The organism is Azospirillum sp. ST 5-10, from assembly GCF_051225715.1.
Lineage (GTDB): Bacteria > Pseudomonadota > Alphaproteobacteria > Azospirillales > Azospirillaceae > Azospirillum.
This window is the reverse complement of the sequence record NZ_JBPJSP010000021.1, coordinates 17,396-32,155: the sequence shown is the minus strand read 5'-3', so window position 1 is coordinate 32,155 and position 14,760 is coordinate 17,396. Positions and strand designations below refer to the sequence as shown.

Sequence of the window (14,760 nt, the reverse complement as noted above, 5' to 3'; positions counted from 1 at the left end):
TCCTCACGTCAGGGCCTTCAGACGCTCGCTGACCTGCTCCTCGGAGGTCGCGGCGCTGTCCAGTTCCTCGACGAACCGGCCACGGTGCATCACGACGATGCGGTTACAGTTCTGCACCAGCTCCAGCACGTCGTCGGAGATCATCAGCACGGCGAGTCCGTGATGCACGGCGAGTTCGCGGATCTTGCGGTGGATCTCGGCCTTCGAGCCGACGTCGACGCCGACCGTCGGCCCGTTGAGGATGAGCACCCGGGCGTCGGTGAGCAGCCAGCGGGCGAGCACCACCCGCTGCTGGTTGCCGCCCGAGAGCTGGATCACCGGGGCGGCCCCCGACGGCGTCACGATCGGCATGGAGCGGATCATGCCGGAGGACAGCGCGGCGGCGCGCTCGCGGTCGATCACCAGATGCGGCGCCAGCCGATCGTAGGAGGTCGCCAGCATGTTGCGGTCGATGCTCTGGGTGAGGAACAGCCCCTCGGTCAGGCGGTCCTCCGGCACGTAGGCGACGCCGGCGCCGATGGCGTCCTGGGTCGAGTGCAGGCGGACCGGCGCCCCGTCGATGCGGATCTCGCCGCGGTAGCCCGGCATCATGCCGAACAGGGTCAGCGCCACCTCGGTGCGGCCGGAGCCGAGCAGGCCCGACAGCCCGACGATCTCGCCGGGCCGCACCGCCAGGTTCAGCCCCTCGAAATGGCCGGCGGCAGCGAGGTCGCGGATCTCCAGGCGCGGCGGCGGCGCGGTGCCGGCCGGCGGCGTCCAGACATAGGGCTCGTTCAGGATGTCGGACCCGGTCATGTGGCGGACGATGGCCGCCTCGTCGAAGTCGCCGGTCGGGCCCTCGGCGACCTTGCGGCCGTTGCGGATGACGGTGATGCGCTCGCTGATCTCCAGCATCTCGCGCATCTTGTGGCTGACGAACAGGACGGCGATGCCGCGCGCCTGGATGTCGCGGACGATGCGGAACAGCGTCTCCACCTCCTTGCGGGTGAGCGCCGTCGTCGGCTCGTCCATGATGATGAGCCGGGCGTCCGACATCAGCGCGCGGGCGATGGCGACGAGCTGCTTGCCGGCGGTCGGCAGGGTGCCGACCTCGGCGTCGAGGTCGAGGGCGACGCCCAGCCGCTCCACCGCCTCGCGGGCGATGGTCCGCGTGCGCCGCCAATCCATCAGCCGCCGCTTCTCGCGCAGATGGACGTTGATCGCCAGGTTCTCGGCGACCGTCAGATTGCCGAACAGGGAGAAGTCCTGGTAGATCACCTGGACGCCGCGGTCGATCGCGGCGATCGGCGTCAGCCGGCCGGCGGGCCGGCCGTCGACGAGGATCTCGCCGGCGTCGGGCTGGTAGACGCCCGACATGATCTTGATCACCGTCGACTTGCCCGAGCCGTTCTCGCCGGCCAGGCAGTGGATCTCGCCGGCCCGGATGGCGAGCGAGATGCCGTCGAGGGCGACGACGCCGGAGAACTCCTTCCGGACGTCGCGGAGTTCGATGAGATCGTCTGCCATGGCCAGCCCGCCAGCGTGAAGAACGGAGGAAGCGAGGGGTGCCGGCGCCGGAAGGCCGGCGTCGCCGCCGGCCTTCCCCGCCCGCCGGGGCAGGCTCAGAAGTCGTACTTGTCCATGTTCTTGTTGGTCACGCCGACCCAGCCCTGGCCGTAGAGCAGGTTGGGCTTGGCCCCTTCGGGCGTGGTCAGCTTGGTGTAGCCGGGCAGGCCGAGGTCGAGGCCGGCCTTGATCTGGTCCTTCTTGCCGTCCAGCGCCATCACCGCCAGCATGTTCATGGCGTAGCCGGCGACCGCGGGGTCCCAGAACTGGATGTACTGGATGTTGCCGTTGGCGAGATACTCGCCCGCCACCGAGACCAGCCCGGTGCCGGAGAAGAACAGCTTGTCCTTCAGCCCGCGCTCGGCGATCAGCCGGCCGGCGCCCGCCGAGGTCGGCATCGGACCGCCGACGATCCCCTTGAGGTCGGGATAGGTGGTGAGGACTTCCTTCAGCTTGTTGTAGTCGGTGTTGGCGTCGTCGTAGGTCTCCAGCCGGTTGGTCACCAGCTCCATCTTCGGGAAGTGCTCCTTCTGGTAGGCGATGGCGCCGTCGATCCATTCGTTCTGCGACTTCGACGTCAGGCTGCCGACGGTGGCGACGTACTTGCCCTCGCCGCCCATGTAGCCGCCCAGCACCTCCATGAGCTTGGCGCCGTACGCCTTGTTGTCGAAGGCCTCCAGCACGTAGTCGGCGTTCTGGATGTTCGACGCCTCGTGGGCGATGACGACGATGCCGCGGTCGCGCGCCTTCTTCAGCACGGGCTCCACCGCCTCGACCGAGAACGGCACGATGGTGATGGCGTCGACGCCCTGGGCGATCAGGTTCTCCACCAGTTGCACCTGCGCCGCCGCGTCCGCCTGGCTCGGTCCCACCATCCAGGTGTCGTGGCCGGTGTCGGCGCCGAACTGCTTCACGCCCTCGCGCATGCGGTCGAACCAGGCGATGCCGTCGACCTTCACCACCGTCGCGATGGAGTAGGTCTTGCCGGTGGCGCTCGACGTCAGCGTCTTGACGGCGTCCGGCGTGGCGACCGGGTCCTCGGCCAGCGCCGGTCCCGCGATCAGCGCGCCGGCGACGAAGAGTGACGAGAGAAGCATCTTCATTGCTGCGGACTCCCATGGAAGAAGGCTTTTTGTGTCGAAGGGGCCGCCCGACCCCTCCCCCGTGCCGACGGCGGATCGCCTCGCGAGGCGGCCCGCCGCGTTCCGCGTCAGCCGGTGACGATCGCCACGCTGGCGCTGGCGCCGATCCGCGACGCCCCGGCCTCGATCATGCGGCGGGCGTCCTCGGTGGTGCGCACGCCGCCGGACGCCTTGACCCCCATGCCGTCGCCGACGGTGCGGCGCATCAGGGCGACGTCGGCGACGGTGGCGCCGCCGCCGGCGAAGCCGGTGGACGTCTTGACGAAATCGGCCGTGGCCTCCTGCGCCAGCCGGCAGGCGAGCACCTTCTCGGCGTCGCTCAGCAGGCCGGTCTCGATGATGACCTTGAGCAGCGCGTCGCCGCAGGCCCGCTTGACCGCGGCGATGTCGTCGCGCACGGCGGCCGTCTCGCCGGCCTTCAGCAGGCCGATCGGGATGACCATGTCGACCTCGCGCGCGCCGTGGCGCACCACCCACTCGGCCTCGGCCACCTTGATCGCGGTGGGGTCGGCCCCGAAGGGAAAGCAGATCACCGCGCAGGTCGCCACCGCCGAGCCGGCGAGCCGCTCGGCCACCAGGGGAACGAACAGCGGGTTGACGCAGACCGCCTTGAACGCGTGCGCCAGCGCCTCGTCGCACAGCCGGCCGATCTCGGCCGGCTGCGCGTCGGGGCGCAGCAGCGTGTGGTCGATGTACCGCGCCAGATCACCCGGCGCCGCAGGGACGCTCGCTGTGGACATGGGACGCTCCCCCGGACGGCGCCGTTGGCAGCCGTCCAAATGTTATTATTCTAACATTTTGTGGAATGATGGTTTCACATTGACGGCGTGTATGTCAAGGTGAAAACATGTTTCCGGGACTCGCCCGATCCCGCCCCCGGCCGCCGGCCGCCGGGATGCCGGGCGGTCGCCGGTGGTGGGGGCAGCCATGTCGACGCGAAGGACGGAGCGGCTGGACCGCTTGCAGACGGCGTTGGAGCCGGGGGGATATCTGAGGCTGAAGGACGCCGCGCGCCTGCTCGGCGTGTCGGAGATGACGGTGCGCCGGGACATCGCCGCCGGCGGCGGCCGCTTCACCTACCTCGGCGGCTACATCGCCGGCGCGCCGGAGGACCCGGGCGGGCTCGGCTACATGCTGGACCGCGAGCGCGACGCCCACACCGACCTGAAACGGGCCGCCTGCGAGGCCGCGGCGACCCTGCTGGCACCGCGGGCGACCATTTTCCTCGACTGCGGCACGACGATCCCGCACCTCGCCAGCCGGATACCCGCCCACAGCGGCATCACGGTGGTGTGCTATGCGATGAACGTGGCGGAGATCGTCTGCAAGAAACCCGGCGTGCGGGTGCTCCTGCTGGGCGGCCTCTACCACCCGTCCTCGGCCTCCTTCTCCAGCCCGGAGGCTCTGGACACGCTGCGCGGCATCGGCATCAACACGGCCTTCGTCTCGGCCGGCGGCGTCCACCCGTCGCTCGGCGTGAGCTGCTCCAACTTCCACGAGGTGGAGATCAAGCAGGTCGCCATGGCGAAGGCGGTGAGCAAGGTGCTGGTGGTCGATTCCACCAAGTTCGCCGTCGTCAAGCCGGCGTACTTCGCCCGGCTCGACGCGTTCGACGCCGTGTGCTGCGACGCCGGCATCGCGCCGGACGCGCGGACCCTGGTCGAGGACGCCGGAGCCCGCCTGCTGGTGGCTTGACGGGGCTTGGCGTTCGCCCCCCGCCGTTGTCGGGCCACGCGGCGCCGTCGGCCCGGGCCGTGGGCATGCCTCCGGCGATGCGGTCGCCGCACCGGACGAAGATGCGGTCGACCACGGGACCTCCCTCGACGCTGCCGGCGCCGGAGACATCACCCTGCGGGCGTCGCGCAGCATGAACGGGCGCTCGCGAGCGGACCCGGCGGCGCCGACGGCGACGCCGCGAGTCGGCTGACCCGCCGGAGAACGCCGGAACAGCATCGCTCAGCCAAGCTCCAGCTCACCCAATGGCAGTCAGCCAAAGCTAAATAATCCACGAAACCACCCGCCTATACTTCCTTTTTTTCCTTCGAATACGGATTACAGCGGAAAAAAGGGCGAAACCCTCACAAAACAGTTGTTGCTGCACCGCAGCGTTTATACTTCCTTTTGCTGAACACTGCTGAGCTTCTACATTCCACCGCGAGCCAGCAGCCGATCACCTCAGCAATGATTTTCCGGACAAACCGTCGAGGAGTCACAGGTCTCATGAGCTGGGCCGGCCAATTCCAATGCGCCATCGGCAAGAGCCGATTCGGGTCCCATCAGCAGACGCCTCCACGCGCAACGCCAAGATCCGACCACTCCCTCCCCACGCTGATCTGCTTTTCGCATCTGCGCTGGAATTTCGTCTATCAGCGGCCGCAGCATCTGATGGCGAGGTTCGCTCGGGACCATCGGGTGCTGTTCTTCGAGGAGCCGGTCCGCAACGACACGCCGGAACCCTGGCTGGACGTGCGGGAGGAGGAGGGGGTGCGCGTCCTCGTGCCCCGGATTCCTCTCGCCCTGAGCGAGCGCGACACCGCAATGGCGCAGCGCGCGCTGCTCGACGACCACCTCGCCGCCGGGGGAATCGAGGACCCGATCCTCTGGTATTACACGCCGATGAGCCTGGACTGGTCGGGCCATCTCCGCGGCTCCCTGGTGATCTACGACTGCATGGACGAACTGTCGGCGTTCCACGGCGCACCGCCGGAGCTGGTCGAGCGCGAACGCGCTCTGCTCAAGCGGGCGGACGTGGTGTTCACGGGCGGGGTCAGCCTGTACGAGGCCAAGCGATCGCTTCATCCCAACGCGCACGCCTTTCCCAGCAGCGTCGACGTCGCCCACTTCGCGGCCGCCCGGTCCATGGTGGACGAACCCGACGACCAACGCGCGATCCCCGGACCGCGCCTTGGTTTCTACGGCGTCATCGACGAGCGGCTGGACGTCGATCTCCTGGACGCCGCCGCCGGCCTGCGCCCGGACTGGCAGTTCATCCTCCTCGGGCCGGTCGTCAAGATCGATCCCGCCCGCCTGCCGAAGCGCCCGAACGTCCACCATCTCGGCCCGAAAGTGTACGACGACCTGCCGCGCTATCTCGCCGGCTGGGACGTCGCCCTGATGCCGTTCGCACGCAACGAAGCCACCCGCTTCATCAGCCCGACCAAGACGCCGGAGTATTTGGCCGCCGGCCGCCCGGTCGTCTCGACGTCGATCACCGACGTGGTGCGGAGCTACGGCGACACCGGCCTCGTCCGCATCGCCGACGCGCCGGAGGACTTCGTCGCCGCCATCGGTGCGGCGCTGGCCGACGCTGCCGATCCGGAGCGTCTGCGCACCGCCGCCGACCTCGTCCTGCGGGACATGTCCTGGGACAGGACGCAGGCGCGCATGAAGGAGGTGATGGACAAGGCCCGGGTCCCGGTCCGCACGCCGCCGGCGCCGGTGCCGCTCCATCTGGTCGCCTCGGGCATCCCGGTGCCGACCGCGGCGGGCGGGGTGCGACCGGCGCACCGGAAGACCGGGTTCGACTATCTGATCGTCGGCGCCGGGTTTGCGGGCAGCGTGCTCGCCGAGCGGCTGGCGAACGGCCTGGGCAAGCGGGTGCTGCTGATCGACCGCCGACCGCACATCGCAGGCAACGCCTACGACCATTACGACGACGCAGGCATCCTCATCCATCGCTACGGCCCGCACATCTTTCACACCAACGCGCAGCAGGTCGTCGACTATCTCTCCCGATTCACCAAGTGGCGCCCCTACGAGCATCGTGTGCTGGCGCAAGTGCGCGACCGGCTCGTGCCGATCCCGATCAACCGGACCACCATCAACCGGCTGTACGGCCTCGCCCTGACGCCGGAGCAGGTGGACGGATTCCTGGCCTCGCGGGCGGAGCCGGTCGCCGAGATCCGCACCTCGGAGGACGTGGTGGTCAGCCGCGTCGGGCGGGAGCTCTACGAGCTGTTCTTCCGCGGGTACACCCGCAAGCAGTGGGGGCTCGACCCGTCGGACCTGGACAAGTCGGTCACCGCGCGGGTGCCGACGCGGACCAGCGACGACGACCGCTACTTCGGCGACAGCTTCCAGGCCATGCCGCTGCACGGCTACACGCGGATGTTCGAGGCCATGCTCGACCATCCGAACATCAAGGTGATGGTCAACACCGATTTCGAAGAGATCCGGCACGAGGTGCGGTACGACCGGATCGTCTACAGCGGCCCCATCGACGAGTTCTTCGGCCATTGCTACGGCAAGCTGCCCTACCGGTCCCTGCGGTTCCGGCACACGACGAGCGATCGGGAGACCTTCCAGCCGGTGGCGGTGGTCAACTACCCGTCGGAGGACGTGCCCTACACCCGCATCACCGAGTACAAGCATCTGACCGGCCAACAGCACCCGAGGACCAGCATCACGTATGAGTATCCGGCCGCCGACGGTGACCCCTACTACCCCATCCCCCGGGCCGAGAACCAGGAGCTGTTCCGCCGATACCAGGCGCTCGCCGACGCGACGCCGAACGTCCTCTTCCTCGGGCGGTTGGGGACGTACCGCTACTACAACATGGACCAGGTGGTGGCGCAGGCGCTGGCGGCCTACGCGCGCATCGCCCGCGACGACCAGCAGGCCCAGGCGCTCACCCGCGCCGCGCGCGAGTTCCGGTCGCTCGGCAACGAGCCGGTCGTCCGGAACGACCCGGCCGGCGTCGACGCCGTGTCCCGCAAGGTCGCCGATCTCGGAGACTGAACGCCCCCATCCCACCCGTCGTGACGGCGGCAGCCGGCGCTTCCCATCGGCGGCGCCGGCGTGTCCGCGGGAGAAGCATGCATGAACCACGCGCCCCTCTTCGACAGCGTCTTTCTCGGCGGCTTCGAGTGTTCGACGCACCGGCGGCACGACGGGCGGCGTCTCGACCTGATCGCCGCGACCGGCCACGACCGGCACGCCGCCGGCGACTACGCCCGCATGGTCGCCCACGGCATCCGCGGCGTCCGCGACGGGGTGCGCTGGCATCTCGTGGAATCGGCGCCCGGCCACTACGACTGGTCCAGTTTCGTGCCCATGCTCCGCGCCGCCCGGGCGGCCGGCGTTCGTGTCGTCTGGGACCTTTGCCACTACGGCTGGCCGGACGATCTCGACATCTGGCGGCCGGCCTTCGTGGAGCGGTTCGCGCGCTTCGCCGCCGCCGTTGCCGGCGTGGTGCGCGACGAGGGCGGGGAGCCGCCCGTCTACTGCCCGGTCAACGAGATTTCGTACTGGGCGTGGGCCGGAGGCGACATGGCCCGCTTCAACCCCATGGCGCGAGGCCGGGGTTGCGAGCTGAAGCACCAGTTGGTGCGGGCGACGATCGCCGCCGTCGACGCCATCCGGTCCGTCGACCCCCGCGCCCGCTTCGTCCAGGTCGACCCGGTGATCCACGTGCTGCCCCGGCCCGACCGGCCCCGTGACGCCGCCGCCGCCGAGGGCGCGCGCCTCGCTCAGTTCGAGGCTTGGGACATGATCGCCGGCCACGTCTGGCCGGGTCTCGGCGGCAAGCCGGAGTATCTGGACATCATCGGCGTCAACTACTACTCCGACAACCAGTGGTTCCTGAACGGCGGGACGATCGAGCGCACCGATCCCCGCTACCGGCCGTTCGCCGACATCCTGGCCGAGACGCACCGGCGATACGACCGTCCGCTGCTGGTCGCCGAGACGGGCGCCGAGGGCGACGCCCGCGTGCCATGGCTCGACTACGTCTGCGACCAGGTCCGCTCGGCGCTCGCCCGTGGCGTCCCGGTGGAAGGGATCTGCCTCTATCCCATCCTCGACTATCCCGGCTGGGCCGACGAACGGCACTGCGAGGTCGGGCTCTATGGGCCGTGCGACGAGCGCGGCGGGCGCCGCCTCCACCGTCCCCTCGCCGCCGCCCTCGACCGCCAGGGGGCCGGTTTCGACGCCCGGCCGGCCGCGGTCGCGATGGCGGCCGCCTCCTGAGGCGGTCCGGCCCGTCCATCCGCCGCCGTGAAGGAGCCGTCCGTGACGCCGTCCCATCAGCCTCTGCCCGATCGCCCGCTTCCCTTCCTCATGCGCTACGTGCGCCTGCGGTCGTGGCACTTCGGCTGGCTGTTCACCTTCATCGTCGGCGCCGCCGCCTGTGCCGTGGCCGTGCAGTACGCCATGAAGCTGCTCATCGACGCGATGGCGGCCCCCGACCGGCCGTCGGTCGACGTCTGGACGCCGCTCGGCCTGTTCCTCGGCCTGATCGCGATGGAGAACGTGCTGTGGCGGCTCGGCGGATGGCTCGGCGGCCGCACGGTGGTGGCGACCGGCGTCGACATGCGCCTCGACCTGTTCGCGCATCTCACCGGGCACTCGATGCGCTATTTCTCCGGCCATCTGGCGGGCGCGTTGGGCAACCGCATCGCCGGCACGGCAACGGCCGCAGCGCAGATCTTCAGCACGCTCACCTGGAACATCGTTCCTCCCTGCACCGATTTCCTCGGCGCCGTGGTGGTGCTGCTGACCATCGACTGGCGCATGGCGCTGGCGCTGGTCGTGTTCGTCGCGGTCGTCGCCTGGTGCATCGTCCGGCTGGGCCTGCGGGGACGCCACCTGCACCACGCCTTCGCCGAACAGGCGGCGCGCACCGGGGGCGAATTGGTCGACGTCGTCGCCAACGTGTGGGCGGTGAAGGCCTTCTCCGCCGGCCGGCGCGAACGCGACCGCCTCGCCGGCGAGTTCGGCGTGGAAGCGGCGGCGCATCGGCGCAGTTGGATGCACCTGGAGAAGACGAGGGTCGTGCACGACGCCTGCCTGTGGGTCATGGCGGGCTCGATGCTGCTGTGGGCGTTGCTGCTGTGGCGGGCCGGGGACATCACCACGGGAGACGTGGTGATCGCCAGCGCCCTCACCTTCCGCATCCTCCATGGCTCACGCGACCTCGCCTTCGCGCTGGTCAGCGCGACGCAGCACGTGAGCGCCATCGGCGAAAGCCTCCGGGTGATCGCCGCGCCCCACGACGTGCGCGACCCCGTGCCCGCCTCGCCCGTGGCGCCGGGGACCGGGCGCATCGATTTCGAAGCCGTCCGCTACGCCTATCCCGGCGGCCAGCGCGTGTTCGATGGGTTCAGCCTGCACATCCCGGCCGGGCAGAAGGTCGGCCTGGTCGGCCCGTCCGGCGCCGGCAAATCGACGCTCACCAGCCTCATCCAGCGGCTCGACGACGTGCAGCACGGCCGCATCCTGATCGACGGGCAGCCGATCGCCGCGATGGCCCAGGACGACCTGCGGGCGAAGATCGCGGTGGTTCCCCAGGACATCTCCCTGTTCCACCGGCCGATCCTGGAGAACATCCGCTACGGACGCCCCGCTGCCGGCGACGAGGAGGTCCGCGAGGCGGCGCGGCACGCCTTCTGCGACGGTTTCATACGGGAACTCCCGGAGCAGTACGGGACGCTGGTCGGCGAGCGCGGCGTCCGGTTGTCGGGCGGCCAGCGGCAGCGGTTGGGAATCGCCCGCGCCTTCCTCAAGAACGCGCCGATCCTGATCCTCGACGAGGCCACGTCGGCCCTCGACACGGAGTCCGAGCGCGAGGTGCAGATGGCCCTCGCCGAGCTGGCCCGGGGCCGGACGGTGCTGGCGGTGGCGCACCGGCTGTCGACGGTCTCGGCGTTCGATCGGATCGTCGTGCTGATGGAGGGCCGCATCGTCGAGGACGGCCCGCCGTCGGAGCTGCGCCGGCGCGGCGGCGTCTTCCACGCGCTGTGGCGGCTGCAGGCCGAGGGCTTCGCCGCCGAGTAGCTCGGCGCCCTTGTCGGTGGGCCGCCATCCCTCCCGGCTAAGCAGGTTTGCCCGGATCGGGTCACCGATGGCCCGGCCTGGGCAAACTTGCGGGCTCTATGGTTTTGCTGGTTTTCCGAGCCCGCCCAAAGGTGGGCGGAGTTCGGAAAACCTGCTTAGTCGAAGCGGACCGCCGTCGTGTTGGCGCCGCAGACCAGCACCGCCACCCGCTCGCCCGGGGCCGGCACGTAGGCGCCCGCCAGCAGCGCCGCGAAGGCCGCGGCACCGCCGGGTTCCGCCACCACCCGCACGGTGTCCCACAGCGCGCGCTGGGCGGCGCGGATGTCGTCGTCGGTGACGAGGACGGACCGCGCGACGTGCGCCCGGGCGATCGGGAACATCAGCGACCCGACCCGCCTGGGGGCGAGCGAATCCGCGGCGATTCCCTCCGTCTCGGCATCGACCGGGCGTCCCGCGTCGAGCGCCCGCCGCAGGGTCGGGGCCCCCTCGGGCTCGACCGCCACGACCTTGCGCCGGCCGCGGAACCAGGCGGCGATGCCGCCGATGAGCCCGCCGCCGCCGACCGCCACCAGCAGGGTGTCGGTCTCGGGCGCGTCCTCGTCGAGTTCGCAGCCGACGGTTCCCTGCCCCAGCAGGGTCTCCGGCTGGTCGAAGGCGTGGATGGCGAGCGCCCCGCGCTCCGCCACCCAGCGTTCGCTGGCCGCCAGGGCATCGGCGTAGCGTTGGCCGACGACCACCAGGGTGGCACCGTAGCTGCGGATGCGGTCGGCCTTGGCGGGCGACGTCACCTCCGGCACGAAGATCGTCGCCGGCACGCCCAGCCGCATGGCGGCGTAGGCGACCGCCGCTCCGTGGTTGCCGCCCGACGCGGCGACCACGCCGGCCGCCGGGACCGGCCGGGTCAGCAGATTGGCGAACGCGCCGCGGGTCTTGAAGGAGCCGGCGTGCTGCAGGCACTCGAGCTTGAGGTCCACCGGCCGGGCGGCGAGGCCGAAATCCGCCATGTCGACGCGCAGCATCGGCGTGCGGCGGACGTGCGGCCGGATCAGGCGCTCCGTCTCGGCGATGCGCTCGGGTGTGATGGACGGGTCGATCGGCATGGCGGGGCTCCCAGTGGAGGCTTGACATCCATTCTGTTACTTAGCTTAATAACGAAATGCAAGACGTGAACGTGCTGAAGGCGCTGGCCAACGAGCGGCGGCTCGCCATCCTCGGATGGCTGCGGGAGCCCCGGGCGCATTTCCCGCCGCAGGTCGACGGCGACCTGGTGGAGGACGGCGTGTGCGCCCTCCTCATCGCCGAGAAGCTCGGCGTCACGCCGGCGACGCTGAGCGAGCACATGCGGATCCTCGGCCAGGCCGGCCTGGTGCGCTCGAAGCGCATCAAGCAATGGATCTTCTATCAGCGCGACGAGGAGCGGATCGCGGCGGTGAAGAGCGGGCTGCTTGCCGACCTGTGACGCGGCCGCCTCAGCAGGTTTTCCGAACTCCGCCCACCTTTGGGCGGGCTCGGAAAACCTGCAAAACCATGGAGGCCGCAGATTTGCTTAGGCCGCCGTCGCCTCGCCCGCCATCATCAGCCCGAGCCGGCGCTCGTCGGCCTGGCCGGCGGGCATCGCGCCGACGATGCGGCCGCCGCACATGACGAGGATGCGGTCGGCCAGCGCCAGGATCTCCTCCAGCTCCACCGACACCAGCAGGATCGCCTTGCCGGCGTCGCGCAGGGCGACCAGGCGCTTGTGGATGAACTCGATGGCGCCGATGTCGACGCCGCGGGTCGGCTGGCCGACCAGCAGCAGGTCGGGGTTGCGCTCGATCTCGCGGGCCAGCACCAGCTTCTGCTGGTTGCCGCCGGAAAAGCCGGCGGTGGCCAGATCCGGATCGCGGGGGCGGACGTCGTAGGCCGCCATGGCCGCGGCGCAGTGGCGGCGCACCGCGGCGCGGTCCAGCAGCACCCGGCCGTTGTAGGCGACGTCGTCGTGATAGCCGAGGATGGCGCTCTCGGCGGCGGCGAAGCCGGTGACGAGGCCGACCCGCTGGCGGTCCTCCGGCACGTGGGCGAGGCCGCGGCGGCGCAGGTCGCGGGGGTCCTCGGCCGACGGCAGCTCCCGCCCCTTCAGGCGCACCGTCCCGGCGGCGCGGCGGCGCATGCCGGCCAGCGCCTCCAGCAGCTCCGACTGGCCGTTCCCCGAGACGCCGGCGATGCCGACGATCTCGCCGGCGCGCACCGTCAGGTCGACGCCCTTGACCCGCTCCACCCCGGCGCCGTCGACCACCCGCAGCCCCTCGACCTCCAGCACCGCCGCGCCGGGAGAAGCCGCCGCCTTGTCGACGCGCAGCAGGACCTTGCGGCCGACCATCAGCTCCGCCAGCTCCTCGCGGCTGGTGGCGGCGGTCGCCCGTTCGGCCACGACGCGGCCGCCGCGCATCACCGTGACCGCGTCGGTCAGCTCCATGATCTCGCGCAGCTTGTGGGTGATCACCACCACCGTCTTGCCGCGCTGCGTCAGGGCGCGCAGGACGGCGAAGAGGTGGTCGGTCTCCTGGGGGGTCAGCACCCCCGTCGGCTCGTCGAGGATCAGCACGTCGGCGCCGCGGTAGAGCGCCTTGAGGATCTCGACGCGCTGCTGCGCGCCGACGGGCAGCTCGCCCACCGGCCGGTCGAGGTCGACCTCCAGGCCGAACTCGCGCTCCAGCCGCTGCAGCTCGGCCCGGGCACGGCGCAGGCCGGGACGCAGCGCCGGCCCGCCCTCGGCGCCGAGCAGCACGTTCTCCAGCGCGGTGAAGGGGTCCACCAGCATGAAGTGCTGGTGGACCATGCCGATGCCGTGGCGCATGGCGTCGCGCGGCGTGGCGATGGCGACGCGGCGGCCGGCGACGCGGATCTCCCCGGCGTCGGCCCGCAGGTAGCCGTAGACGATGTTCATGATCGTCGACTTGCCGGCGCCGTTCTCGCCGACGATGCCGTGGATGGTCCCCGTCTCCACGCGCAGCGACACCGCGCGGTTGGCGTGGTTGGCGCCGAACCACTTGTCGACGCCGACCACCTCGAGCGCGGCCTCGCGCGCCATGGTGCCGGTCGCCCCTTACGGCCTGTAGGGCTCCACCGACAGGCCGCCGGCGACGATCTTGGCCCGGGCCTCCTCCACGGCCTTCTCCATGTCCGGCGTGACGAGGGAGCGGTTGTGCTCGTCGAGCGCGTAGCCCACCCCCTCCTCCTTGAGGCCCAGCACCTCGTGGCCGGCGCTCCAGGTGCCGTTCTTGGCGTCGGCGAAGCAGTCGTAGATGGCGACGTCGACGCGCTTCAGCATGGAGGTGAGGATGTGCCCGGGATGCAGCCAGTTCTGGTTGCTGTCGACGCCGATCCCCAGCTTGCCGGCGTCGGCCGCCGCCTGGAGCACGCCGAGGCCGGTGGCGCCGGCCGCGGCGTAGACCACGTCGGCGCCGCGGTCGAACTGGCTGCGCGCCAGCTCGGCACCGCGCATCGGGTCGTTCCAGGCGGTCGGCGTCGTGCCGGTCATGTTGGCGAGGATCTCGGTCTTGGGATCGACGTGCTTGACGCCCTGTTCGTAGCCGGTCTGGAAGTTGCGGATCAGCGGCACGTCCATGCCGCCGACGAAGCCGACCTTGCCGGTCTTCGAGGCCAGCGCCGCCAGCATGCCGACGAGGAACGAGGCCTCCTCCTCCTTGAAGGTGACCGAGCGCACGTTGGGCAGGTCCACCGTCTCGTCGACCAGGCAGAACTTGGTGTCGGGAAACTCCTTGGCGACCGTCTCGATCGCCGCCGCCTGGGTGAACCCCACCGCGGCGATCACGTCGGCGCCGCGGCGCGCCAGGGTGCGCAGGGCCTGGTCGCGCTGCGCCTCGTTGGTCAGCTCGAAGTCGCGGTAGGCGATGCCGGTCTCGGACTTGAACCGTTCGGCGCCGACGTACGCCGCCTCGTTGAAGGATTTGTCGAACTTCCCGCCCATGTCGTAGACCAGGCCGGGCTGGAACGGGTCGGCGGCCCGCGCCGTCCCCGCCGCCAGCCCCGACGCAACCGCCGCAACCGCCGCAACCGCAACCGCCGCCACAACCGTCCGTGTCGCCGCCATGTCCGTTCCCTTCGCGTCCGCCGAATCCCGGAATCCCGGTGGCCCGGGCCAGTGGCACAGTTTGTCACGCGGCAGGAGAATCGCAACCGTGCCGTCGTCCGGCGGCGGGCAGAACGCCCGATGACAATCCCGACACACGCGATCCCGGAATATTCAGGTGCTCATATCGTCAGCAATTCGCACTTCTGCGCCCGCCCTTTGCGGCGG

The 14,760-nt window shown here is 70.5% G+C and carries 11 protein-coding genes; 5 read left to right on the top strand and 6 right to left on the bottom strand.

Translation table 11 applies throughout. The features are described 5' to 3' along the window. Positions 1–3 precede the first annotated feature (3 nt). From ACSBPG_RS21100 to deoC, 3 genes are all read right to left on the bottom strand, one after another. Positions 4–1,506, bottom strand: a complete 1,503-nt coding sequence (locus ACSBPG_RS21100) for a sugar ABC transporter ATP-binding protein (RefSeq protein ID WP_435539184.1) — start codon at positions 1,504–1,506, stop codon at positions 4–6. 95 nt (positions 1,507–1,601) lie between these two features. Then, positions 1,602–2,648, bottom strand: coding sequence for an autoinducer 2 ABC transporter substrate-binding protein (locus ACSBPG_RS21095; RefSeq protein ID WP_435539183.1), 1,047 nt, complete (start codon positions 2,646–2,648; stop codon positions 1,602–1,604). 107 nt (positions 2,649–2,755) lie between these two features. After that, positions 2,756–3,427, bottom strand: coding sequence for a deoxyribose-phosphate aldolase (gene deoC, locus ACSBPG_RS21090; RefSeq protein ID WP_435539182.1), 672 nt, complete (start codon positions 3,425–3,427; stop codon positions 2,756–2,758). A gap of 187 nt (positions 3,428–3,614) precedes the next feature. Here deoC and ACSBPG_RS21085 point away from each other — a divergent pair, with 187 nt between their 5' ends. From ACSBPG_RS21085 to ACSBPG_RS21070, 4 genes are all read left to right on the top strand, one after another. After that, the gene (locus tag ACSBPG_RS21085; protein ID WP_435539181.1) at positions 3,615–4,382 is read left to right on the top strand and encodes a DeoR family transcriptional regulator; all 768 of its coding nucleotides are present in this window, start codon (positions 3,615–3,617) and stop codon (positions 4,380–4,382) included. Positions 4,383–5,072: 690 nt separating this feature from the next. Continuing rightward, positions 5,073–7,424 (top strand): UDP-galactopyranose mutase, encoded by a 2,352-nt coding sequence (gene glf / locus ACSBPG_RS21080; RefSeq protein WP_435539180.1) that lies wholly within the window; start codon positions 5,073–5,075, stop codon positions 7,422–7,424. Between the two features lie 81 nt (positions 7,425–7,505). Further along, complete coding sequence (locus tag ACSBPG_RS21075; RefSeq protein ID WP_435539179.1) at positions 7,506–8,654, top strand: beta-glucosidase; 1,149 nt, start codon at positions 7,506–7,508, stop codon at positions 8,652–8,654. 42 nt (positions 8,655–8,696) lie between these two features. Next, positions 8,697–10,460 carry an ABC transporter ATP-binding protein gene (locus ACSBPG_RS21070; RefSeq protein WP_435539178.1) on the top strand — a complete coding sequence of 588 codons (1,764 nt, stop codon included), beginning with the start codon at positions 8,697–8,699 and terminating at the stop codon, positions 10,458–10,460. Positions 10,461–10,615: 155 nt separating this feature from the next. On the opposite strand, the gene ACSBPG_RS21065 is transcribed toward ACSBPG_RS21070, so the two are convergent. Then, complete coding sequence (locus ACSBPG_RS21065; protein ID WP_435539177.1) at positions 10,616–11,560, bottom strand: threonine/serine dehydratase; 945 nt, start codon at positions 11,558–11,560, stop codon at positions 10,616–10,618. Positions 11,561–11,625: 65 nt separating this feature from the next. Between ACSBPG_RS21065 and ACSBPG_RS21060 the strand changes: the two genes are divergently transcribed. Further along, complete coding sequence (locus tag ACSBPG_RS21060; protein WP_435539176.1) at positions 11,626–11,919, top strand: ArsR/SmtB family transcription factor; 294 nt, start codon at positions 11,626–11,628, stop codon at positions 11,917–11,919. 87 nt (positions 11,920–12,006) lie between these two features. Here the strand turns inward: ACSBPG_RS21060 and ACSBPG_RS21055 are convergent, their stop codons facing one another. Continuing rightward, positions 12,007–13,530 (bottom strand): ABC transporter ATP-binding protein, encoded by a 1,524-nt coding sequence (locus tag ACSBPG_RS21055; RefSeq protein ID WP_435539175.1) that lies wholly within the window; start codon positions 13,528–13,530, stop codon positions 12,007–12,009. Positions 13,531–13,545: 15 nt separating this feature from the next. Next, positions 13,546–14,553 carry a BMP family lipoprotein gene (locus tag ACSBPG_RS21050; RefSeq protein WP_435539174.1) on the bottom strand — a complete coding sequence of 336 codons (1,008 nt, stop codon included), beginning with the start codon at positions 14,551–14,553 and terminating at the stop codon, positions 13,546–13,548. Positions 14,554–14,760 lie beyond the last annotated feature (207 nt).